The organism is Candidatus Terasakiella magnetica, assembly GCF_900093605.1.
GTDB classification, from domain to species: domain Bacteria; phylum Pseudomonadota; class Alphaproteobacteria; order Rhodospirillales; family Terasakiellaceae; genus Terasakiella; species Terasakiella magnetica.
In genome coordinates, this window is the sequence record NZ_FLYE01000001.1 from 534,563 (window position 1) to 555,296 (window position 20,734).

At 46.1% G+C, this 20,734-nt stretch carries 20 protein-coding genes; 7 read left to right on the forward strand and 13 right to left on the reverse strand.

What is annotated here, in order from left to right:
• The first annotated feature begins 23 nt into the window (after positions 1–23).
• The 3 genes from MTBPR1_RS02235 (at position 24) to MTBPR1_RS02245 (ending at position 2,102) form a co-directional block, all read left to right on the forward strand.
• Positions 24–491: a RidA family protein gene (locus MTBPR1_RS02235; RefSeq protein WP_069185897.1), complete on the forward strand. Its 468-nt coding sequence runs from the start codon at positions 24–26 to the stop codon at positions 489–491.
• Positions 484–1,617, forward strand: coding sequence for a GNAT family N-acetyltransferase (locus MTBPR1_RS02240; protein ID WP_240492846.1), 1,134 nt, complete (start codon positions 484–486; stop codon positions 1,615–1,617). The genes MTBPR1_RS02235 and MTBPR1_RS02240 overlap by 8 nt, the downstream gene beginning before the upstream one ends.
• A gap of 98 nt (positions 1,618–1,715) precedes the next feature.
• Positions 1,716–2,102 carry a hypothetical protein gene (locus MTBPR1_RS02245; RefSeq protein ID WP_069185899.1) on the forward strand — a complete coding sequence of 129 codons (387 nt, stop codon included), beginning with the start codon at positions 1,716–1,718 and terminating at the stop codon, positions 2,100–2,102.
• A 6-nt stretch (positions 2,103–2,108) separates the two neighbouring features.
• Here the strand turns inward: MTBPR1_RS02245 and MTBPR1_RS02250 are convergent, their stop codons facing one another.
• The 5 genes from MTBPR1_RS02250 to MTBPR1_RS02270 all read right to left on the reverse strand — a co-directional run bounded on the left by MTBPR1_RS02250 (position 2,109) and on the right by MTBPR1_RS02270 (position 7,689).
• Positions 2,109–3,197, reverse strand: coding sequence for a CaiB/BaiF CoA transferase family protein (locus tag MTBPR1_RS02250; protein WP_069185900.1), 1,089 nt, complete (start codon positions 3,195–3,197; stop codon positions 2,109–2,111).
• Positions 3,198–3,299: 102 nt separating this feature from the next.
• On the reverse strand, positions 3,300–5,615 hold the full coding sequence (clpA, locus tag MTBPR1_RS02255; protein ID WP_069185901.1) for an ATP-dependent Clp protease ATP-binding subunit ClpA: 2,316 nt from the start codon (positions 5,613–5,615) through the stop codon (positions 3,300–3,302).
• Positions 5,616–5,645: 30 nt separating this feature from the next.
• Complete coding sequence (clpS, locus tag MTBPR1_RS02260) at positions 5,646–5,972, reverse strand: ATP-dependent Clp protease adapter ClpS (protein WP_069185902.1); 327 nt, start codon at positions 5,970–5,972, stop codon at positions 5,646–5,648.
• A gap of 149 nt (positions 5,973–6,121) precedes the next feature.
• On the reverse strand, positions 6,122–6,940 hold the full coding sequence (locus tag MTBPR1_RS18045; RefSeq protein ID WP_165602596.1) for a phasin family protein: 819 nt from the start codon (positions 6,938–6,940) through the stop codon (positions 6,122–6,124).
• A 71-nt stretch (positions 6,941–7,011) separates the two neighbouring features.
• A complete protein-coding gene (locus MTBPR1_RS02270) occupies positions 7,012–7,689 on the reverse strand; it encodes a hypothetical protein (protein WP_069185904.1) in 678 nt (225 codons plus the stop codon).
• 194 nt (positions 7,690–7,883) lie between these two features.
• Here MTBPR1_RS02270 and MTBPR1_RS02275 point away from each other — a divergent pair, with 194 nt between their 5' ends.
• Entirely contained in the window at positions 7,884–8,990 is a 1,107-nt protein-coding gene (locus tag MTBPR1_RS02275; protein ID WP_240492849.1) for a D-alanyl-D-alanine carboxypeptidase, read from the forward strand.
• A gap of 83 nt (positions 8,991–9,073) precedes the next feature.
• Here MTBPR1_RS02275 and pgmG read toward each other — a convergent pair whose 3' ends face one another.
• The 7 genes from pgmG to MTBPR1_RS02310 form a co-directional block, all read right to left on the reverse strand.
• On the reverse strand, positions 9,074–10,450 hold the full coding sequence (pgmG, locus tag MTBPR1_RS02280; RefSeq protein ID WP_069185905.1) for a phosphoglucomutase/phosphomannomutase PgmG: 1,377 nt from the start codon (positions 10,448–10,450) through the stop codon (positions 9,074–9,076).
• 97 nt (positions 10,451–10,547) lie between these two features.
• The gene (locus MTBPR1_RS02285) at positions 10,548–11,864 is read right to left on the reverse strand and encodes a UDP-glucose dehydrogenase family protein (RefSeq protein ID WP_069185906.1); all 1,317 of its coding nucleotides are present in this window, start codon (positions 11,862–11,864) and stop codon (positions 10,548–10,550) included.
• Between the two features lie 30 nt (positions 11,865–11,894).
• Positions 11,895–12,770: a UTP--glucose-1-phosphate uridylyltransferase GalU gene (gene galU / locus MTBPR1_RS02290; protein WP_069185907.1), complete on the reverse strand. Its 876-nt coding sequence runs from the start codon at positions 12,768–12,770 to the stop codon at positions 11,895–11,897.
• Between the two features lie 88 nt (positions 12,771–12,858).
• Positions 12,859–14,283, reverse strand: coding sequence for a hypothetical protein (locus MTBPR1_RS02295; protein WP_126464951.1), 1,425 nt, complete (start codon positions 14,281–14,283; stop codon positions 12,859–12,861).
• Entirely contained in the window at positions 14,276–14,767 is a 492-nt protein-coding gene (locus MTBPR1_RS02300; RefSeq protein WP_069185909.1) for a J domain-containing protein, read from the reverse strand. The genes MTBPR1_RS02295 and MTBPR1_RS02300 overlap by 8 nt, the downstream gene beginning before the upstream one ends.
• 16 nt (positions 14,768–14,783) lie before the next feature.
• Positions 14,784–15,536, reverse strand: coding sequence for a division plane positioning ATPase MipZ (locus MTBPR1_RS02305; RefSeq protein ID WP_069185910.1), 753 nt, complete (start codon positions 15,534–15,536; stop codon positions 14,784–14,786).
• On the reverse strand, positions 15,536–17,590 hold the full coding sequence (locus tag MTBPR1_RS02310) for a molybdopterin-dependent oxidoreductase (RefSeq protein WP_069185911.1): 2,055 nt from the start codon (positions 17,588–17,590) through the stop codon (positions 15,536–15,538). The genes MTBPR1_RS02305 and MTBPR1_RS02310 overlap by 1 nt, the downstream gene beginning before the upstream one ends.
• Positions 17,591–17,707: 117 nt before the next feature.
• Here MTBPR1_RS02310 and MTBPR1_RS02315 point away from each other — a divergent pair, with 117 nt between their 5' ends.
• Both MTBPR1_RS02315 and MTBPR1_RS02320 read left to right on the forward strand, forming a co-directional pair.
• On the forward strand, positions 17,708–18,181 hold the full coding sequence (locus MTBPR1_RS02315; RefSeq protein WP_069185912.1) for a hypothetical protein: 474 nt from the start codon (positions 17,708–17,710) through the stop codon (positions 18,179–18,181).
• Positions 18,182–18,260: 79 nt separating this feature from the next.
• A complete protein-coding gene (locus tag MTBPR1_RS02320) occupies positions 18,261–18,596 on the forward strand; it encodes an STAS domain-containing protein (protein WP_069185913.1) in 336 nt (111 codons plus the stop codon).
• Between the two features lie 2 nt (positions 18,597–18,598).
• Here the strand turns inward: MTBPR1_RS02320 and MTBPR1_RS02325 are convergent, their stop codons facing one another.
• Positions 18,599–19,561, reverse strand: a complete 963-nt coding sequence (locus MTBPR1_RS02325; RefSeq protein WP_240492847.1) for a DUF3179 domain-containing protein — start codon at positions 19,559–19,561, stop codon at positions 18,599–18,601.
• Positions 19,562–19,607: 46 nt separating this feature from the next.
• Here MTBPR1_RS02325 and MTBPR1_RS02330 point away from each other — a divergent pair, with 46 nt between their 5' ends.
• On the forward strand, positions 19,608–20,726 hold the full coding sequence (locus tag MTBPR1_RS02330; RefSeq protein ID WP_069185914.1) for an NAD(P)/FAD-dependent oxidoreductase: 1,119 nt from the start codon (positions 19,608–19,610) through the stop codon (positions 20,724–20,726).
• The last annotated feature ends 8 nt before the right edge of the window (positions 20,727–20,734 follow it).

Here is a 20,734-nt window from a genome sequence, read left to right on the forward strand (position 1 = left end):
TTTTTGAGTTAGGAGCCCCTTTCATGGCTGGCAAAATCGACGCACGTCTTAACGAGCTTGGCATTACCCTTCCCACCGCCAACAAAGCTGTCGCCAATTACGTCCCATATGTGATCACGGGTAATTTGATCCATGTTTCAGGCCAAATCACCATGCTTAATGGGGAGCTGAAATATATCGGTCGCCTTGGGGAAAACCTAGGCGTAGAAGATGGTATGGCCGCAGCCCGCCTATGTGGATTAAATCTCATCACACAAGTTAAAGAAGCCTTGGGCGGTGATCTTGATCGTGTCACCCGTGTGGTTAAACTGGGCGGGTTTGTTAATGGTACTCCTGAATTTACCGACCAGCCTCAAGTCATTAATGGCGCTTCAGACTTAATGGTTGAAGTCTTTGGCGATGTTGGGCGCCATGCCCGCGCCGCCGTTGGCGTTGCTTCCTTGCCCTTAGGTATTTCCGTTGAAATTGATGGCATCTTCGAATTTGAGTAAAATCGAACAGCTTGAGAAAATATCTGAGATTAGCGCTGATGAGTGGAATTCATGTGTTGGTGCTGATGAGCCTTTTGCTCGCCATGAATTTCTCTCAAGCTTAGAAGACAGCCAATGCGTCCATCCCCAAAAAGGATGGATGCCACAACATTTGGTGCTCAGAGACAAAGACCAAATCAAAGCCTGCTGCCCGCTTTACCTTAAAAACCATTCTTATGGGGAATATGTTTTTGACTGGTCATGGGCAGAAGCCTATGAGCGCGCCGGTGGGCGATATTACCCCAAATTACAATGCGCCATCCCCTTCACCCCGGTGAGCGGACAGCGCATTATGGCAAGTCCGAATGCCACAAATGAAGATAAAGCCAGTCTTTTATCTGCCATGATTGAGCGCGCGCAAGACTTAAATATATCCTCGCTTCATATTACCTTTGCTGAAAAAAGCGAATGGCAACTGATGCAACAACAAGGGCTGCTTGCACGCACGGGTCATCAATATCATTGGGAAAACCAAAACTATCAAAACTTTGATGATTTTCTTGCTCAATTATCCTCGCGCAAACGAAAAACACTGCGCAAGGAAAGAAGGGCCGTTCAAGAAAGTGGGGTTGCGATCATCACCTTAAGCGGTGATGAAATTAAAGAACATCACTGGGATGCGTTTTACCAATTTTATATGGATACATCCGCTCGCAAATGGGGCCACCCCTACCTCAATCGTGACTTTTTCAGCCTCTTAAATCAACGTCTTGGCTCATCTGTTGTGCTGGTCCTTGTCCTGAAAGATGAAGGCATTGTGGCAGGCGCGCTCAATTTAAAAGGTAGCGAGACCCTTTATGGGCGCTATTGGGGCTGTGTTGAGGATTATAAATTCCTTCATTTTGAGACCTGTTATTATCAGGCGATTGACTATGCCATTGCCCATAATTTAAAGCGCGTTGAAGCAGGTGCCCAAGGCCAACATAAAATTCAACGCGGATATCTTCCAGTTGAAACATATAGCGCGCATTGGATTGCAGACCCGGCCTTTGAAAAAGCCGTACAGGATTTTCTTGACCATGATATGCGTATTAATAGTCATGAAATGCAGGAATTGGCAAAACTATCGCCTTATAAGTGTGGATAAAGTAAAAAAATCAACCCTTCCCACCCATATTGGTGATGCAGAATATTCAACCTGTACTTAAAATCCATAAAATATATATGGGAATGGGAGAGAAACTTATGCCAATTGCGGTAGATACATCCACGCCGACAGGACGTAGCTTTATTGATAGCAGCCATCCGATCATTGCGGCCTATGTCAACACGATCTGTGACGAGCTTTTAAGCGATAAGAAAATCCCCCAAATTCTACACCTGATGGAACAACTCATCCAACAAGTCAGCAGCTATATAGACAGCAAATCCTCCTGTCAGGACAAATCTGATTGTCCTGCCAAGCATCTCCCCCTTGAAGCGCTCGAACGTTTACAAGATTTGAACCATGTGCTCACTAAATATGCTGAAACAATGCCCGAAAACACAGCTGTTTTTAAGCTCCGCCGCTGGGCAAAAGAGCATATTTTTGACTCTGACCAAAAATGTGCTTGTTGCACAGATGATTGTTAAGCCGTTTTACAATAGATCGGAAATATCACATTCAATCATCGGCACACGTGTTTTGGGTGGTTGATGGTCCACCCATGCCGGATATCTAATTTCATTGCCAAAAGCAATTTGTCGCTCTTTCACATGGGGGTGGTTTAAAACCTCATCAGGGGTATGAATTGGTTCCATGCAGCAATCAGCAGGCAATAAAACCTCAGACCATTGTGCCAAAGTTTTGGTTTTAAAGAAATCACGCAAAGTCTTGATCAAATCGGTTTGGGGTTGGGCTTCCATATGGCGCGCCAAAAGATCATCACGCCCCACCGCTTTGCAGAAATTCTGCCAGAACTTGGGCTCAATCGGGGCAAAGGCAAAAAAGCGATTATCTTTTGTTTCATAAATGCCATACCAAGCCGCCGCCCCACCTGTGAGCTCACCTTGCCCACAAGCATCAACCTCAAGACCATGCCCCGCAGGGGTGAGACTGAGATAATTCCAGCTTAAGGCCGCTTCAAACAAGCTAACATCAATAAAAGCCCCCTTGCCTGTTCTTTCACGGCGAAATAAAGCCGCAAGGATCGAACTGACCGCTTGCATAGCGCCACTATGGTCTGCAAGTGGCGGGAAAATGGGCACAGGCCCAACATCGGGATGACCGGTTTGTGAAAGCGCACCAGTAAGGGCAACATAGGTCATATCATGACCTGCGGTTTGCGCATAAGGCCCAGTTTGGCCATAACCGGAAAGCGCGCAATGGATGAGTTTCGGATTAAGCTCTTTCAAAGCTTTTGGATCAAAACCAAGCCGCCCCATCACACCGGGGCGAAAAGATTCCAGCAGCACATCAGCTTTTTTAACCAAGGCGCGCAAGGCCTCTTTACCGCCATCGGATTTAAGATCGATTTTCACAACCTTCTTACCCGCGTTTAATTGCTTATAAAGTGGAGATATCCCATCTTCGCCTTGCATAAAAGCGTCGCGCATGGGGTCACCAAAGGGCGGCTCAATCTTGATCACCTCGGCCCCCAGATCACCAAGGGTCATTGTCGCGAAAGGGCCCGGAATATATTGGGAAAGGTCTAGAACAAGAATATCATCTAAGCAATTATCGAACATTATGAGCGCCTTCTGTTACCTATAAAACAGATCATCCCCGCCTTAAGCGAGGATGACACTTTAGATATATCTACTCATATTATTGTTCGCAAAGCAAACATTTTATTTTGCAACGACAGGAACTTTGCCTTTGGTCTTGCGCTTAGGCTTTTTTTCCAGCTCATCTTGAGGGAAGTCAAAGGCGATTTTATTATCGTCAATTTTGACCTTCACAAGACCACCTGTGACCAGCTTACCAAAGAGCAGTTCTTCTGCCAGTGGCTTTTTGATATGTTCCTGAATAACCCGGCTTAAAGGACGTGCCCCATAAAGCTTATCATAGCCCTTCTTGCTCAACCACTTACGCGCAGCTGGTGTGAGTTGGAATTCAACACCGCGATCCGCCAACTGGCCTTCTAGCTCCATAATGAATTTATCAACCACCTTGCCGACCACTTCCGGTGCCAGATTGGCAAAAGGAACGATGGCATCAAGACGGTTTCTAAATTCTGGTGTGAAGAGCTTTTCAATGGCTTCTTTATCTTCACCTTCACGGCTTTCACGACCAAAACCAATGGCATTTTTCGCCAGATCAGCTGCGCCCGCATTTGTCGTCATGATCAAAATGACATTTCTAAAATCAATGGTTTTACCGTTATTATCGGTCAGCTTACCGTGATCCATCACCTGCAATAGAATATTAAACAGGTCTGGGTGAGCCTTTTCAATTTCATCAAGCAAAACAATGCAATGGGGATGTTGATCCACACCATCTGTAAGCAAGCCACCTTGATCATAGCCCACATATCCCGGTGGGGCACCGATCAGGCGTGAGACGGAATGACGTTCCATATATTCAGACATATCAAAACGTTTGAGCTCCACACCCAATGTCATGGAAAGCTGGCGCGCCACTTCGGTTTTACCTACGCCCGTTGGGCCAGAAAACAGGTAACTGCCGATCGGCTTATCTGGTTCACGCAAACCCGCGCGCGATAGTTTAATAGCTGTTGAAAGGCGATCAATCGCTTCATTTTGGCCAAAGACCATGCGTTTTAAATCTGTTTCAAGGGAGCGCAATGTCTCTTTATCATCACTGGAAACCGACTTTGGCGGGATGCGGGCAATTTTCGCGACCGTATCTTCCACATCCTTAACCGTCACGGTTTTACGACGTTTGCTTTCAGGCAATAACATGCGCGAGGCACCGACCTCATCGATTACATCAATGGCTTTATCAGGAAGCTTTCGATCCCCAATATAACGTGCAGAAAGCTCCACCGCCGCGCTCAGCGCATCGTTGGTATAACGCACTTTATGATGTTCTTCATAATAAGGTTTTAAACCGCGCAGGATTTTCACCGCATCATCAATGGAAGGTTCCACCACATCAATTTTTTGAAAACGCCGCACAAGCGCACGGTCTTTTTCAAAATGGCTGCGATATTCTTTATAAGTGGTTGAACCGATGCAGCGCAACGAGCCACTGGCAAGAGAAGGTTTGAGAAGGTTTGAGGCATCCATAGCCCCACCACTTGTGGCCCCTGCCCCAATCACCGTATGGATTTCATCAATAAAGAGAACCGCATGGGGGCGCTCTTCCAGCTCTTTCACAACCGCTTTAAGGCGTTCTTCAAAATCACCGCGATAACGTGTCCCCGCCAATAATGATCCCATATCAAGCGCATAGATGATGGCTTCATCCAGCACTTCGGGCACCTGCTTTTTGGTAATTTTTAAAGCCAAGCCTTCTGCAATGGCTGTTTTACCCACACCGGGGTCCCCCACATAAAGCGGGTTATTTTTACTGCGCCGACATAAGACTTGAACGGTGCGATCTAACTCTGCACTGCGCCCAATTAATGGGTCTATTTTCCCTTCAAGGGCCTTTTCATTGAGATTTACGCAATAGGTATCCAGTGCCTTTGCACCATCCTCATTGCTGTTCTCATCTTCTTCATCATCCTCATCCGCACCATGAACCGCACGATCTTCAGAAAGGCCCGGCACTTTTGCAATGCCATGAGAAATATAGTTTACACAATCAAGGCGCGTCATTTCTTGGACTGAAAGGAAATAAACCGCATGGGATTCGCGCTCAGAAAACAGCGCAACAAGAACGTTTGCGCCCGTCACTTCTTCGCGACCAGAAGATTGCACATGAATGGCTGCACGCTGCACAACACGTTGAAAACCTGCTGTTGGTGAGGGCTCAACAGGCGTCTCACTGCGCAAATCGTTAAGCTCTTCTTCTAAAAAAATGCCGATATCTTCGCGCAATTGATTAATGGAAACATCACAAGCACGCATGACAGCCACCGCATCGGGGTCATCAATCAAGGCCAAAAGCAAATGTTCTAGCGTTGCCATTTCATGGCGATGGTCACTTGCCTGTGCCAAAGCGCGATGAAGGGTCTGTTCTAAGTTTCTTGATAGCATCTTGGCGTTCCCTTCAATTCTTATTATTGACTAGTCTTTTTCGATTGAACATTGCAGCGGATGTTGATGTTGTCGTGCGAGATCCATCACCTGAGAGGCTTTGGTCTCAGCCACTTCGTAAGTGAAGACACCACAAATCCCCACCCCTTTGGTATGGACATGCAGCATAATCTGTGTGGCTTCTTCCTGATTTTTGCGGAAGAATTTTTCCAACACATGAACGACGAATTCCATCGGTGTGTAGTCGTCATTCAACAACAACACTTTATACATAGACGGTTTTTTGGTTTTGGAACGCGTCTTAACCGCAACTCCAACATCACCGTCGTCATCATATTTATGATCTTTGTTACTCATTATTCCTAGCCGCGAAGGGTCAATCATTATTTCTTGTCTATAATATTAGTCTGTTTTGCCAAGGATGAAACCCCTTTGATCACAAAAAATGCCCGATCGGTCAAACCAATCGGGCATCTTTATTAAAAAGCGTAAAGCTTAAAGCTGAATTAAGCAGCTTTTTCGTTGATTTTTTCAACGCCAGCTTCGATACGAGCCTGCAAAGGCTTCGCAGCTTCTTCAGCAATCTTAGTAGAAGCTTCAGAAATGCGTGTCGCATCAGCAACCATTTTTTCGTAGCCAGCTTTCATCAGCTCAGCTTGCAACTCAGCAACTTCTTGTGGAGTTTTACATTCGAAAACTTTCTTAGAAGCTTCAACGTTACCTTCGATAGAAGATTTTGTAATTTCAGCAACCAAAGAAGCAACATCCTGAACGCCTTTAGCAGCGATAGAAGAAGACTTAACAAAAGCGTCCACGTTCTCTTTAGAGAAAGCCATTGCATCTTCAACAGACTTGAATGTGTCTACATTTTTAAACGCTTCAGCGCCGTCAAATTTAAAGAATTTTTCCATTTGTTCTTTACCGAATTCAAACATTTCGTTGTAACCTTCTTGAATTTGTGTGGAGATTTGTTCTACTTGAGCTTCAAAAGCAGGTGCTTCTACTTTTTCAGCAGCTTTAGGGGCAGGCTTGGACGCAGCCTTTGCAGGCGCAGCAGCAGGAGCCTTAGAAACAGGTTCTGCTTCAACTTTTTTAGCAGCAGGCGCTTTAGGCGCAGGCTTGGCAGCTGGTTTTGACTCAGCTTTAGGAGCTGTTGCTTTAGGGGCGGCGGCTGGCTTTGCAGCAGGTGCCTTTTTAGCAGCAGGTTTAGCAGGTGCAGCTGGCTTCTTAGCAGCAGGAGCTTTGTTATCCGTTGTAGTCATTGTCAACCTCATCAGCGAAAACGCATTGTCTTTAGAAAAACACTCGCTGAACGCGTTTTGCATTGCAGCATTAATCTAACAATACCACACTAAATCACAAGGTCAATAGAAAATTTTGCACTGCAGCAAAAATTTTATTTAACAGAGCCCCCTTCAAACCCGACAAGGCCATTATCACCCAGCTCAATCAAAAAGGGATCAGCCTCTTGTGAGCTCCCCCAAATATCAATATCGGTTAGAACTCTAGGTTCTTCAACGGGTACAGAGGTTACATCCAGGGCGAGAAGCACATCATCAAACTGCATTGTCTCCCATTCAGTTGAGGGCCAAGCATAAGCATTAAAATGCATTTTACCTTCTACACAGGCAGCAACGGTCCAGTAAAACTTATCAGAATACAGCCTCAGACCTGTCTTTGTTGGTTGCAGTGCAGCACTTGCACCCAAAGCCCTTTTAATCTGTGAGAGTTCCTTATCCCCAACGACAAGTTCTTCACGCACGCCGCGCCATGGCGCAAGCAGGTCATGTAAATCCAGTTTTTTAACATTTGCAGCACCTGCAACATGCATCACAATCTTTTTTGCATGAAAAAACACGTCATAGGTACGCGTTTGATGTTGATAGACTCCGTTATAGACAAAACGGTAACGATCAGCACCCAAATTGGCACAGGCCTTGCGTATGTCATCCCCGTTCACATAGCTAAACCATGTGAATTTCTTTGTAATCGGGTCACTTCCTTTACCTTGATAGGTACAGGAGGCGGCAAAAATGACCAACAGACAGGCAAAAAAGAACCTTAACATGGACATTTTTTCTACTCCTTCTCACCACGTTTACCCTTTGTTTATCAAACTATGGGCAAACTGGCTATCAAGGTTTAATGACTCGACGTCTTTTGCGGAATGACATAGGCTTCCTAACAATGATGATAACATCAAAAAATAAAGCGCACACATCGGCGAAAAAGTGCCTCACAAAGCTAGGGCTTCTGGCTCTTTTAACTGTGGGAGTCTTGCTATCGTCCCACTCACATGCCAAATACGCCTCTTTCGTGATGGATGCGGATACGGGGCGTGTGCTTCATTCTGTCAATGCTGATACACGTAATTATCCAGCTTCGCTGACAAAAATGATGACCCTGTTCATGTTGTTTGAAGCGCTTGAGCAAAAGAAAGTCACCTTAAACACCAAACTGCGTGTTTCCAGAAAAGCAACATGGCAGCCGCCATCTCGCCTTGGCCTAAAAGCAGGCAGCCACATTCGTGTTGAAGATGCGATCTATGCCCTTGTCACCAAGTCGGCAAACGACGTTGCCACTGTTGTTGGGGAAGCCCTTGGTGGTACGGAATGGGAATTTGCCAAGTTAATGACAAAACGTGCGCGCCAAATCGGCATGAAAAGCACAAACTTTCGCAATGCCTCTGGCCTGCCAAATCGCCGCCAGCTCAGTACAGCGCGCGATATGGCCACATTGGGCAATGAACTTTGGAAACGTTACCCACAATATTACAAATACTTCAAGACGACCAAATGGTCCTATAAAGGGCGCACATACGGTAACCACAATAAGCTGATGAAAAAATATGACGGGATGGATGGTATTAAAACCGGCTATATCCGTGCTTCTGGCTTTAACCTGGTCACATCTGTAAAGCGTGGTGGTCACCGCCTCATCGGTGTGGTCTTTGGGGGCAAAACCGCTAATCGCCGCAATACCCATATGGCAAAAATCCTTGATAAGGGCTTTACCAAACTCGACCCTAAGATGATGGCGGCTTATAAGCAGAAGAAAAAAGCCAAGCAACAAAAGCGTGCTTATGAAATTGCGTCCAAACGTCGCTCAACCGCCTGGGGTGTGCAAGTTGGTGCTTTTAATACCATCAAGAAAGCCCGCGTTCAGGCCAAAGCCGCGATCAAACGCGCCCCAAGTTATTTAACAGGTGCCAAAACAAAAGTTGTTCCCTTAAAAAATGGCAGTAAGAAAGTCTATCGCGCCCGCGTTGTTGGGGTTGAAAAACGCGAAGCCTATCGGGCATGTCGCGCACTCAAGAAAATGCGCCATCCCTGCATGGTATTCAGAGCCAAAGGCACACAAGTTGCCAGCCGCTAAAGCATAAAAAAAGGCCCCATATTTGAGGGCCTTTTTTCTTGTTTTGCTACTGGCCTTTGCCAGCATGACCTATCTTCAAGGATTTAAAAGTCAGGGGCGTCAATTCCGCTGGTTTCAAGCTGCTTGACCAATTCTGCTTTTAACTTAGCGAGCCCGGCCTCATCTTTTGCCTCACAACGTGCCACAAGCACGGGCTGAGTGTTAGAGGCGCGCAACAGCCACCAGCCATCATCAGAGACAACGCGAACGCCGTCTACATCAATCACCTGCACATCGCTTGCCCCGTTAAGGCGTTCTTTCACTTCATCTGCCACATCGAATTTACGCTCTTCTGGGCAATCAAAACGAATTTCTGGTGTATTGACCATCTTAGGCATGGCATCCAGCATATCATCCAGTTTTTCATCCGTTTGAGTCAGGATGGAGAGCAAACGAATAGCGGCATAAAGCGCATCATCAAAGCCATAAAATCCATCTTTAAAGAAGATATGACCACTCATCTCACCTGCAAAGGGTGACTCAAGCTCTTTCATTTTTGATTTAATCAGGGAATGACCCGTTTTCCACATTTGTGGCTCGCCACCCATGCGGGCGACTTCATCAAAGAGAACTTGGGAGGCTTTCACATCGGCAATGATGGTTGAGCCGGGTTTGCGCGACAGGATTTCTTTGGCCCAAATGACCATCAACTGATCGCCCCACAACACGCGGCCTTGACTATCGACCACACCGATACGGTCGCCATCCCCATCAAAGGCGATACCGAGGTCACAGCCCTTTGCAATGACCATTTCTTTAAGGTCAGCAAGGTTTTTCTCAACGGTTGGGTCTGGGTGGTGGTTGGGGAAGTTGCCATCAATATCGGCATACATCAAATGATGCTCACCGGGCAGCTTATCACACATCATGGTCATGGCCTCACCTGCCACACCATTACCTGCATCCCATGCGATTTTCAGCTCACGCCCTGCTTTAAAATCAGATGTGATGCGTTCAACATAGTCATTAAGCATGGGGCGTTGCTCTGAGCTGCCCTGCCCTGTTTCAAAATCACCTTCAGCCGCGATTTTGCCCAAGTCCTGAATATCAGCACCAAAGAAAGACAGGCCAGAAAGCATCATCTTAATGCCGTTATAATCCGGTGGGTTATGTGAGCCTGTGATCATCAGGCCCGCATCAGCTTCTAAGGCATAGGTGGAATAATATAGCATCGGCGTTGGACCACGCCCGACTTCATATACGGTTAAACCACAGGCCATCATGCCTCTTACAGCGGCGGCGGCAAGACCGGGGGAGCTTAAACGACCATCATAGCCGACACAAACCGACTTTCCACCTGCACGCTTGATGCGCGTACCAAAGGCACGGCCCAAAGTTTCAACAACCTCTTCAGTGAAATTATCACCAACAATGCCGCGGATATCATATTCACGCAGAATATTTGGGTTAATTTGTGTCATGACAATAGCCTCGATATTTTATCCTGCGCAACATCGCAGGAAGTACTTAAAAAAAAGGCCCCTGCTTTCACAGGGGCACAAATGACTTGAGAAATGATTAGTCTTCCAGTTTAGGACGACCAATACAGGTATAATCAAAACCTGCATCCTTCATTTCCTGACGGTTATAAACGTTGCGCAGGTCAACCATGACCGGTGCGTTCAACAAGCCTTTCACACGATCCAGATCAAGCATACGAAATTCATTCCACTCTGTGATCAAGACCAACGCATCGGCATTATCCATTGTGTCATAGGAATTTTCTTTCCAGTCCACGCCAGAAAGCATTTCTTTGGCTTCACCCATGGCTTCTGGGTCAAAGGCCGCAACAGAAGCACCTGCTTCTTGAAGGGCTGGAATGATATCCAAGCTTGGTGAATCGCGCATATCATCTGTGTTTGGCTTAAATGCCACACCAAGAACTGCGATTTTCTTGCCATCAACTGAGCCACCACAGGCTTTAATGACTTTTTCAGCCATTTGCTTTTTGCGCTGTTCATTCACATCAACAACCGTTTCGATAATCTTCAACGGGCGACCATATTGCTGGGCTGTTTTCACCAAAGCCAATGTGTCTTTTGGGAAGCAAGAACCGCCATAACCCGGCCCTGCGTGCAAGAATTTCTTACCGATACGACCATCAAGGCCAATCCCTTTAGAAACGGCCTGTACATCGGCCCCCACTTCTTCACACAAATCAGCAATTTCATTGATGAAAGTGATTTTAGCAGCAAGGAAAGTATTAGCTGCATATTTAATCAGCTCTGATGTGCGGCGCTGTGTAAAGAGGATCGGTGTTTCAATTAAAAATAATGGACGATAAAGTTGACGCATCACTTCTTGTGCGCGCTCACTTTCTGTACCGATAACCACACGATCAGGACGCATGAAATCTTCAATAGCAGACCCTTCACGCAAGAATTCTGGGTTTGACACCACATCAAAATCCGCATCTGGGCGTGTTTCACGAATGATACGCTCAACCTCATCACCCGTGCCCACAGGAACGGTTGATTTTGTCACAACCACTGTATAGCCGTCCATGGCTTCAGCAATTTCTTTAGCCGCACCATAAACGTATGACAGGTCAGCATGGCCATCACCACGGCGTGTTGGTGTCCCCACCGCAATAAAGACCGCATCAGCGCTTTGAACGGCTTCTTTCAAATCAGTGGTAAACTCTAGGCGACCACCAGAAACGTTATTTTCGACCAGCTTATCAAGACCCGGCTCGAAGATCGGCATGATGTTCTCATGCAGTTTGTTGATTTTTGTCTCGTCTTTATCAACGCAGACAACGTTCGTACCAAATTCTGAAAAACATGCACCGGAGACGAGTCCAACATATCCGGTACCGATCATAGCAATACGCATGGGATTTCCTTAACGCGTTATAGTCAAAAATTATGTATTCAAATCGGAAATGATTTTCTGCACACCATCGCGCAGATCATCACGATCAAGGGCAAAAGCAAGATTGGCTTCAATAAAACCAAGTTTTGAGCCACAATCAAAACGACGCCCTTCAAAACGCAAACCTCTAAAGTCCACATCAGGAATGGTTTTCGCCATGGCATCAGTTAACTGAATTTCATTACCTGCGCCACGTTCTTGTTTGTCCAGTTGGGCAAACACTTCAGGCTGCAAAATGTAGCGACCAATAATTGAAAGGTTTGAAGGGGCATCTTCTGGTGCAGGCTTTTCAACCAGCCCCTGTGCCTGTGCGATACGACCGTCATCTTCAGTCACATCCAGCACACCATATTTATTGGTTTCCTCACGAGGCACTTCTTCAATGGCAACCACATTGCCACCCGTCTCGTTATAAACATCAATCATTTGGCTCAGGCAGCATTTATCCTGCGCCAAGACCAAATCATCAGCTAATAAAACCGCAAAAGGCTCATCCCCGATGAGTTCTTTAGCGCACCAAACCGCATGACCAAGGCCATTTGGCTTCATCTGGCGGGTATAAAAAACAGAGCCCGGCTTTGGTAAAATATCCAGAACCGTTTTATGGATTTCGGTTTTACCTTTGCCAAGAAGCGTATCTTCTAGTTCGTGGGAATGATCAAAATGATCTTCAAGCGCTGTTTTGCCACGGCCCGTAACAAAAATAAATTGTTCAATACCCGCTTCAATCGCTTCTTCAACAGCGTATTGAATCAAAGGCTTATCCACAACAGGCAACATCTCTTTTGGCATTGCTTTGGTTGCAGGAAGGAAGCGCGTACCTAGTCCTCCAACCGGGAATATAGCTTTCCTGACAGGCTTGGTCATAGTTTTCCCCTAGACATCAAACTTTTTAAACACGGTTTTGTGCCACAACCCCCTGCTTAAAGCAAGTAAACCCATGCCAAAAATGATACTATTTTTTTGTTTCAGTACTTCTATAGGTTCGCCACGCCGCTCTCGCCTTCTTGCAGTTTTTTAAATCCACCGTCCGGCTGAAACGATTTTCATGTATTTTCAGGGCAATAGCAGCTTTTACTTGGGCATTGACGCTCTCACAATAAAGCTTTGCAATTCCATCCGGCCCAGCCTTATCCCAATGTGCTACTTCTTTCTTTTTCTTGGCTGTTGTTTTGGTGAAGGCTTCTGCTACACCTTGCATATCACCTTCAAGGGCTTTGAGGATGGCATTTTCACGCTTTTTACCATCAACTTGTCCACGCATACCTTCAATATAGGTATGTTGTTGTGCTTGATGGCCCACACGTACGAGCTCTAAAATAATCTGGTCAACTTCTTCAAAGGCCATTTTTTGTGCAACAATCATCATGCGCTTTTCTGGCCCACTGCGCACATGATCATAAAGGGCAAAACGCTTTGTACTGGCAAGGCGGATCGCATGATAGCGCGAGGGCGGCATATAGTGAATTTCATCAAGGTAATTCACCTTATCGCGCAAGACGACCGGCAGCTTGCGCACCTCTTTAATGGCCTCTTTAAACAGTTTTAAAAACCGTTTTGTGCGCACATCCCCATAAAGCGATCCATAAATTTTTATTTTACCATAATGAGTTCCCACCTGATCGGCAAAACTCGCATCCTTGATCAGGCTAAACAACCTGCGTTGCACGGTTAACACCAGACTGTAGGCCAATTGCCTTGGCGAACTATCTTGTAAAAAACCGCTGGAAACTTTTATCCAGTCATTATCTGCATCCCACTGGATAAAACGATCTGTGCCCTCGCCTTCAATCACTTCAAAAGCTGGGATCAAATCAATCAATGGAGTAAAATAAACAGCAACTTTAGTGACATTTTCCAAGGCCTGAGAAAGGCGCGTCACCATGGCGGCAAAGACTTCTTCATCGACATTTTCATGGCGAACCACAGGAAAGCGCCCGACAATTTGAAAATCATCGTCATCAATTTTTGCAGCTTCACCGACAAAACAGCTGGTATCTTCAGGGCGCCATTGCGCAGCCCATCTTAGACCTGCCTCACTCACACTATGGCGTGCAGACTCAACGGCTTGCTTTAAAATAGTTTTGGCTTTTTCATCCCCGCCCCATGCAGCCAACTGCGCCCACATGATGGCATTTTCCAGTGCCATATCCGCGCGGGACTCTTCTAAAAAATATTGCGCCACATGGCGTTGGGCAGGCGCAACCGCTGCTTTTGCCAGTTTCTTAAAGCTGTTATGTGCACTTTCCAAATCGCCTAATTTTTGGCGATTAAAGGCCGCTTTATAAGAAGCCAGCATGGTATCCATATCGCAAAAGTCTGTCGCATGAGCCTTTAAAGGAAGAAGGGATAGACAGAGCAACAACAGCAACCTAGCCATTCAAAAGAATATCCTTTGCCTGATTAATCTTTGCTGCCAGATAATCAGAGCCTCCCTTATCAGGATGCACCTGTGCAATAAGGCGATGATAGGCCGCTTTTATTTCTGGGGCTGTTGCATCTTCTTCAAGGCCAAACAGATCCAGCGCCTCTTCCCGGCTCATAAAAGAGCGTCCCTCTTGTTGCGGGGGTGGAGGTGGTGCTTGTTGTTGGGAAGGCGCTTCGCCTTTATACCAACCGCGTACTGTTTTGCCGATATGAAACAAAGTTCTAAAACGTTCAAACCAGACAAACAAAGCTGGCAAGGCCGCCATTGCAAGCCAGAACTTTCCACTAAAGAGCAAGCGAATGATCAATAAGGAAACAAAGATGATGCCAATCCATTTGGCAACAGTGAGCACATCGCGCGGACGGGCCTGAACATACCATTTCACCAGCACATAAAAGAAGGCCAGTATCAGCAAGATAAAGAGCAAATGGAACATGGGCGTTCTTTCTTCCTTAACTTTGCAAACAGGGAAGTTGCATGGCTTCAAGAAGGTTTCTCACTTCTTGGCGCGCAGCGATATGAGACATAGAGAGCTCATCCCCTGACATGTCCATCATGGTCAACCCTTTCAAGAACAACTCACGATAAATCACCCGCTCCCCAAAACCGGAAACCACACGACAGCCCATACGTTTGGCAAATTCACCAATCAAGACTTCCATATCCCGCTTGTTGCGTGCATCTAAGTGGCTCAAGCGATTGCGCATAACAATCCAGTCCACATGGGCTCCATTTTGACTCATGGCTTTCATCTGGCGGTGTTTCCATACCGTTTCAGCATAATGGCTTGGACGTTTGATTTTCATCGTTTGCCCATCAACCTGCGCTAAAACATCAAGATCGATAAAACTGTCATTTAAAGGCGTGATTAGCGTATCGGCATAAGAATGCACCTCTGCCCCCAAGGGTGTATCATGCCCAGGCGTATCAATCACCATCACATCTTGTGTGTCATAAAGTTGCTGGAACGAGCCGCGAAAAGTCCCATCATCTTTTTCAATACGGATATGATTGGGGATGAGCAAGGTGCGCTCATTATGAATACGGTTTTCAAGATAGCGCGATAAGGTACCTTGGCGCAGGTCCAGGTCCATACTGCCGACCTTAAGGCCTTGGTCTAACAAAGCGACGATAATATGCATGGCAGCCGTTGATTTACCCGTACCACCTTTTTCATTACCTAAAACGATGACATGCGCTGCCATTACTTATGTGCCCTCAACCATACAGCCGTATCATGAAAAACCGCGCCATTGTTTGGATAGCCCGGTTCGGACGAAACCAGTGTGTTAATGCCACGCCCTTCCAAAAAGGATGAATTGGGCCAAATCCCTTCAACCACAACCGTGTCTTCATGTTGGTTCTTTGCCGATACCGCATTTAACAAAACACTGCCCAGCTCATTACCGACACGCACCAAGTCTCCTTCAACAAGTCCTAATTTACGCATAACACGCTGATTAATCAATGCTTCAGGGCAACGCTCTTTAATGCGCGATGTCTTGGTCTCACTAAAGGATGAATTAAGGAAGTTTTGTGATGGTGGTGTGATTAAGCGAAACTGTTTTTCTTTATCCACTTCGTCAATCACATCCCAATGATCGGGAAATTCTGGCATCGTCTCCCCCCTTGGCCCTAATGAAGACCAATCCGGTTTAAAACGGAATTTTCCATCAGGATGGGCAAAGCCATTAAGAAAATGCGCCTCTTCAAACGGTAAGCTCAGATCATGCCCTGTTGTCGCAATAATGTCGGCCACATTGGGATAGCCAGACTTCTTCAATGTCTCTTCAACAATGGCAAGCGCACTGAGATCAAACCCCTTATGTTGTGCGCCAAGCTTTTTCGCCAGCTCACAAATCACCTGATGGTTCGACTTACACGCCCCCGCTGGACTGATGACAGATTTTGCGACCTGCAATGTACAATGCGCACTCGCCGTATAGATATCATCATGTTCTAAGAACATGGTTGCCGGTAAGACGATATCAGCCATCTTTGCCGTTTCGGTCATAAATTGTTCATGTACACAGACAAACAAATCATCACGCATAAAGCCTTTGCGCACAGCTGAGCTGTCTGGAGCAACGGCAACAGGATTGGTATTTTGAATGAAAAGAGCCTTAACCTCAGGCCCGCCTTTAAGCGCACCTTCATGACCTGTTAAAATCTCGCCAATGCGCGATTGATCCAACATGCGCACATCCGGGTTTTTAACATCTTTTCCTTCAATCAAGGTTGTATCAAGCTGCGCTAAATCACCTTGTCCATAAAGTGCACCACCGCCTTCATACTGCCATGCCCCTGTCACTGCAGGCAGGCAAGAAACCGCATGCATATTATGCGCACCATTGCGCGAGCGCGTCATCCCATGTCCCACACGCAAAAAAGTCTTTTTTGAGCTGCCATAAAGACGGGCAAAGGCTTCAATGGTATGGGCTGCCAATCCGGTTATTTCAGAGGCCCATTCAGGTGTTTTTGTTTTTAAATGTTCTTCAAACTCTTTGGGAAGATCAGTGTATTTTTCCAGATAGGCCTTATCGGCGTAGCCTTCTTCAAACAAAACATGCATGACCGCACAGGCCAGCGCCCCATCCGTTCCCGGGCGAAGAGGCAAATGAAGATGCGCTTTATCAGCTGTTTTATTTTGATAAGGGTCAACAACAACCAGCTTTGCCCCATTGCGAATACCCTTAATCACATGGGTCATCAGATGGATCTGGCTGGAAACCGCATTTAAGCCCCAAATGACAATCAGGTCGGACTTTTCCATTTCCAGAACATCACTGCCGCGTTTTGTGCCACATCCGGCCTCCCAACCCGGTCCGCTCAATGCCGTACAATAGGTGCCTTGCATACCGCTATAGCCTTTAACGTGGCGCAGACGGTTAATGCCATCGCGCATCACATGGCCCATGGTACCTGCATAATAAAACGGCCAAACCGCTTCTGCCCCATGTTCGCGCTCTACACGCAGCAGGTTTTTAGCAACTGTTTCCAGTGCCTCATCCCACGTAATACGTTTAAAATTATCTGAGCCTTTTTTACCGACTCGTTTCATAGGATAAAGCAGGCGCTGACCATGATGTATTCGTTCGCTATAGCGCGCGACTTTTCCGCAAATAATCCCTGCCGTAAAGGCGTTAGCCGGGCTCCCTTTGACTTTGCCAATACGCTTTGGGCCTAAACGCTCCACCTCTAAAGGGCAGACACTTGGACAATCATGGGGGCAGACAGATTTGACAATTTCAGAACACATGTTCAGACCGATCTTTTTTCATCTATATATTTACGCCCTAATGTAGTGTGACAGCTTGTGTTTTGGCAAGGAACACAGTAGGGTCTGCCCAATCTAATTTACCAAATGGCCCTTCCAATGAAAAAATCCATCCTGTTTGTCCTTGCATTTTTTGTATTTTTTGGCGGCATTTCCGCTTTTATTTTATGGCAAAGTGAACATGCCAGCAAAGAAGAAGGCTTTCTTTACAGTGCCATTGGATGCACCAGTGTTTTCAAAAAACTAGATCGTGGTGACAAGGTGGAAACCATGCTCAACCTCGTTCATCATTTTTCTGCGCGTGAAGGCATTGAGGCAACACAGCCGGGTTATCTGACCCGTTTTATCAAACTGGTTGAAAAGAAATGGGAAAAAGAAAACGAGCTCGCCCAGAAAAACTGTAGCGGCATCTATACCTTAGCGCTGGAAGAAAAAAAACCTGCACAATATAACGCCGTTGCCATGAGCGTGATTGAATATATGAAAGACCTTGAAAGCAATAAAAAAGAAACCGCGACTGAAAAAGCAGAACGCGTGATTAAAGAGCAAGGCCTAGAAAAACCACTTAAGTAACCTTCCGCATTAACATCATATTTTATCACCCCATATATCTTTTATGGACAGGGTCATTTAATGGCGAAAGTGATAGAAAATGGATATCAGCGTAAGAGAACAAGGCGATGAATGTATCGTCTATATTTCAGGAAAAATCAGCTTTCTTGATCATGACCTATTTAAAGAAATGATTGAGAACATGGCCTCGTCAAAAGCAAAAACCTGCATTCTTGATTTATTCGACTGTACCCAATTAGATTCTGCAGGTCTTGGCTTTTTCATGCATGCCCATGAGAGCTTTAAACAACATGAAATTGAGCTTCATGTCAGAAACGCCCATGATCATGTAGAGCGACTTTTAAACATTGCCCGCTTCAAAGATTTCATGAGCATCAATCAACTCCCTGCTGAAGAACACCTCAAACATTTTTGATCTTATTTGATGATTTCACCATTGGGATAAAAAGCGTGATAAGCAAAGGCAAAGCTCAAATGATAAGCCACGTCATGGCCGTTTTTTTGCACTGTAACATTGCCAAGGTCACTGCCCTGAAAAACCGTTTTACCTTCTAGGGCTGAAGCTTGGCCGCTTTTCCATGTAATGGTGAGGCCATCAGCTTGAATGGTTTTCTGCGCTTTCACATACTCAATCGCCCACGCCTTATTTCCCACAACAAGCACGGGGGCCATGGGCGCAATGCCTTTGGGCATCTCTCCCCCATATAAAAATGGACGAGCCGATTTGGCATACCCCACATAAGGGTTGCGCCCATATTGTCGTGCCTTTGGGTCGCTCGGGATCAATACCAATGCGGATTGATGGCGTTCCTTAAATGCCGCCCAGCTTTCAAGACGTGAGGGAATGATCGACAATGCTGTGCCCAAGAGCTCCCCGACAATGGCTTGTCCGGTAAATTGTTGCCACCATGTTTCTGTCTGGCGGTCATACATAACAAGGTCAGAATTCCTCAACTTACCTGTGGTGCCAAAATCTAACACACGTCCATCAAGCAACTTGCGTTCAAACACAATTGCGCTATTACATAATGGGCAATAGGTTACTGAGACAGGCACGCCCCCAATAGTGTCATTCACGATCTCATGCCACATTAAAATACGCAAAGGATACACCCGAACCTCACCTGCCCATTCAACCGTGATCACCCCTTCGCGCTCATTTAAGCCTGACAGTTTGTTCATCTCAATAAACTGGGGATGATCAATGGCAGGGATACCGTCTTTGGGCGGGCCACCTGAGAGGATTTCAATAAACTCAACAGATGATTTGGAAAAATCCGTCTTGGGCCACTCATATTTCCAAAAATTTGGGTCCGCTGAAACGGGTGCGACATTTAAAAAGAAGAACAAAAGCCATAAAATTTTCTTTAGACTAAACACGATATTCTCCTATAGTTCGCCAGCATATAAATAAAGGACAAAACAAATGAGTGAACATGTTGATGCCGTGGTCATCGGTGCCGGTGTTGTCGGGCTGGCATGCGCACGTGCACTGGCACTTACTAGTAAAGAGGTTATCATTATTGAGGCTGATAAAGCCATCGGAATGGGCACCAGTTCACGCAATAGTGAAGTCATCCATGCGGGCATTTATTACCCCAAAGACAGCCTGAAAGCCCGCCTCTGCGTTGAAGGCAAACATATGCTCTATGAGTTTTGTGATAGTCATGGCGTGCCTTATAAAAAACTCGGCAAGCTGATTGTGGCCTCAAGCGCTGAACAAGTTGAGGCCCTAAAAGCCATTAAGAGAAAAGCATCTGATAATGGTGTTGATGACCTCATCTGGCTGGATAAAGAAGAAGTCTTACAAAAAGAACCTGCCCTTAAAGCCGAGGCGGCCCTGCTCTCGCCTTCCACAGGGATTATTGATACCCATGCCTATATGCTGGCCCTACAAGGTGAGGCTGAAGACCACGGTGCCATACTTGCCCTTAACAGCCCCATAACAGGTGGGCAGATTAAAGATGGTGTGATTAGCCTGCACACAGGCGGTGATGCGCCCATGTCAATCACTGCTGATATCGTAATTAATTCTGCTGGCCTAAACGCTATTAAGCTGGCCCGCCTCATTGAAGGTTTTCCTCAAAGTCATATCCCGCAAGACTATTACTGTAAGGGCAATTATTTCTCCCTTGCCACTAAAGCACCTTTTTCCCATCTGATTTATCCGGTGCCGGAAAAAGCTGGATTGGGCGTCCATCTCACCCTTGATATGGGCGGACAGGCACGTTTTGGCCCCGATGTTGAATGGTTAGATGAGGGGGACCATATAAACTATGAGGTTGCCCCGCACAGAGGCGATAAATTTTATGAGGCGATCAGAAACTATTGGCCCGCTTTAAAAGACGGTGACCTACAGGCCGATTATTCAGGTGTCAGGCCCAAAATCCAAAGCCCGGATGGAGAGGCAAAAGATTTTCTTATTCAAGGGCCTAAGGATCATGGTATTTTAGGTTTTATAAACTTATTTGGGATAGAATCACCGGGATTGACCTCTAGCCTAGCTATAGCCAAAGAAGTCATCAACAAGTTGGAATTGAATTAAACGTGAGT

Excerpts from the sequence above, each read along its gene's own strand:
- MTBPR1_RS02235 (WP_069185897.1), top strand. The coding sequence starts at position 24 with ATGGCTGGCAAAATCGACGCACGTCTTAACGAGCTTGGCATTACCCTT.
- MTBPR1_RS02245 (WP_069185899.1), top strand. The coding sequence starts at position 1,716 with ATGCCAATTGCGGTAGATACATCCACGCCGACAGGACGTAGCTTTATT.
- MTBPR1_RS02250 (WP_069185900.1), bottom strand. The coding sequence starts at position 3,197 with ATGTTCGATAATTGCTTAGATGATATTCTTGTTCTAGACCTTTCCCAA.
- clpA (WP_069185901.1), bottom strand. The coding sequence starts at position 5,615 with ATGCTATCAAGAAACTTAGAACAGACCCTTCATCGCGCTTTGGCACAG.
- clpS (WP_069185902.1), bottom strand. The coding sequence starts at position 5,972 with ATGAGTAACAAAGATCATAAATATGATGACGACGGTGATGTTGGAGTT.
- MTBPR1_RS18045 (WP_165602596.1), bottom strand. The coding sequence starts at position 6,940 with ATGCAAAACGCGTTCAGCGAGTGTTTTTCTAAAGACAATGCGTTTTCG.
- MTBPR1_RS02270 (WP_069185904.1), bottom strand. The coding sequence starts at position 7,689 with ATGTCCATGTTAAGGTTCTTTTTTGCCTGTCTGTTGGTCATTTTTGCC.
- pgmG (WP_069185905.1), bottom strand. The coding sequence starts at position 10,450 with ATGACACAAATTAACCCAAATATTCTGCGTGAATATGATATCCGCGGC.
- MTBPR1_RS02285 (WP_069185906.1), bottom strand. The coding sequence starts at position 11,864 with ATGCGTATTGCTATGATCGGTACCGGATATGTTGGACTCGTCTCCGGT.
- galU (WP_069185907.1), bottom strand. The coding sequence starts at position 12,770 with ATGACCAAGCCTGTCAGGAAAGCTATATTCCCGGTTGGAGGACTAGGT.
- MTBPR1_RS02295 (WP_126464951.1), bottom strand. The coding sequence starts at position 14,283 with ATGGCTAGGTTGCTGTTGTTGCTCTGTCTATCCCTTCTTCCTTTAAAG.
- MTBPR1_RS02300 (WP_069185909.1), bottom strand. The coding sequence starts at position 14,767 with ATGTTCCATTTGCTCTTTATCTTGCTGATACTGGCCTTCTTTTATGTG.
- MTBPR1_RS02305 (WP_069185910.1), bottom strand. The coding sequence starts at position 15,536 with ATGGCAGCGCATGTCATCGTTTTAGGTAATGAAAAAGGTGGTACGGGT.
- MTBPR1_RS02310 (WP_069185911.1), bottom strand. The coding sequence starts at position 17,590 with ATGTGTTCTGAAATTGTCAAATCTGTCTGCCCCCATGATTGTCCAAGT.
- MTBPR1_RS02315 (WP_069185912.1), top strand. The coding sequence starts at position 17,708 with ATGAAAAAATCCATCCTGTTTGTCCTTGCATTTTTTGTATTTTTTGGC.
- MTBPR1_RS02320 (WP_069185913.1), top strand. The coding sequence starts at position 18,261 with ATGGATATCAGCGTAAGAGAACAAGGCGATGAATGTATCGTCTATATT.
- MTBPR1_RS02330 (WP_069185914.1), top strand. The coding sequence starts at position 19,608 with ATGAGTGAACATGTTGATGCCGTGGTCATCGGTGCCGGTGTTGTCGGG.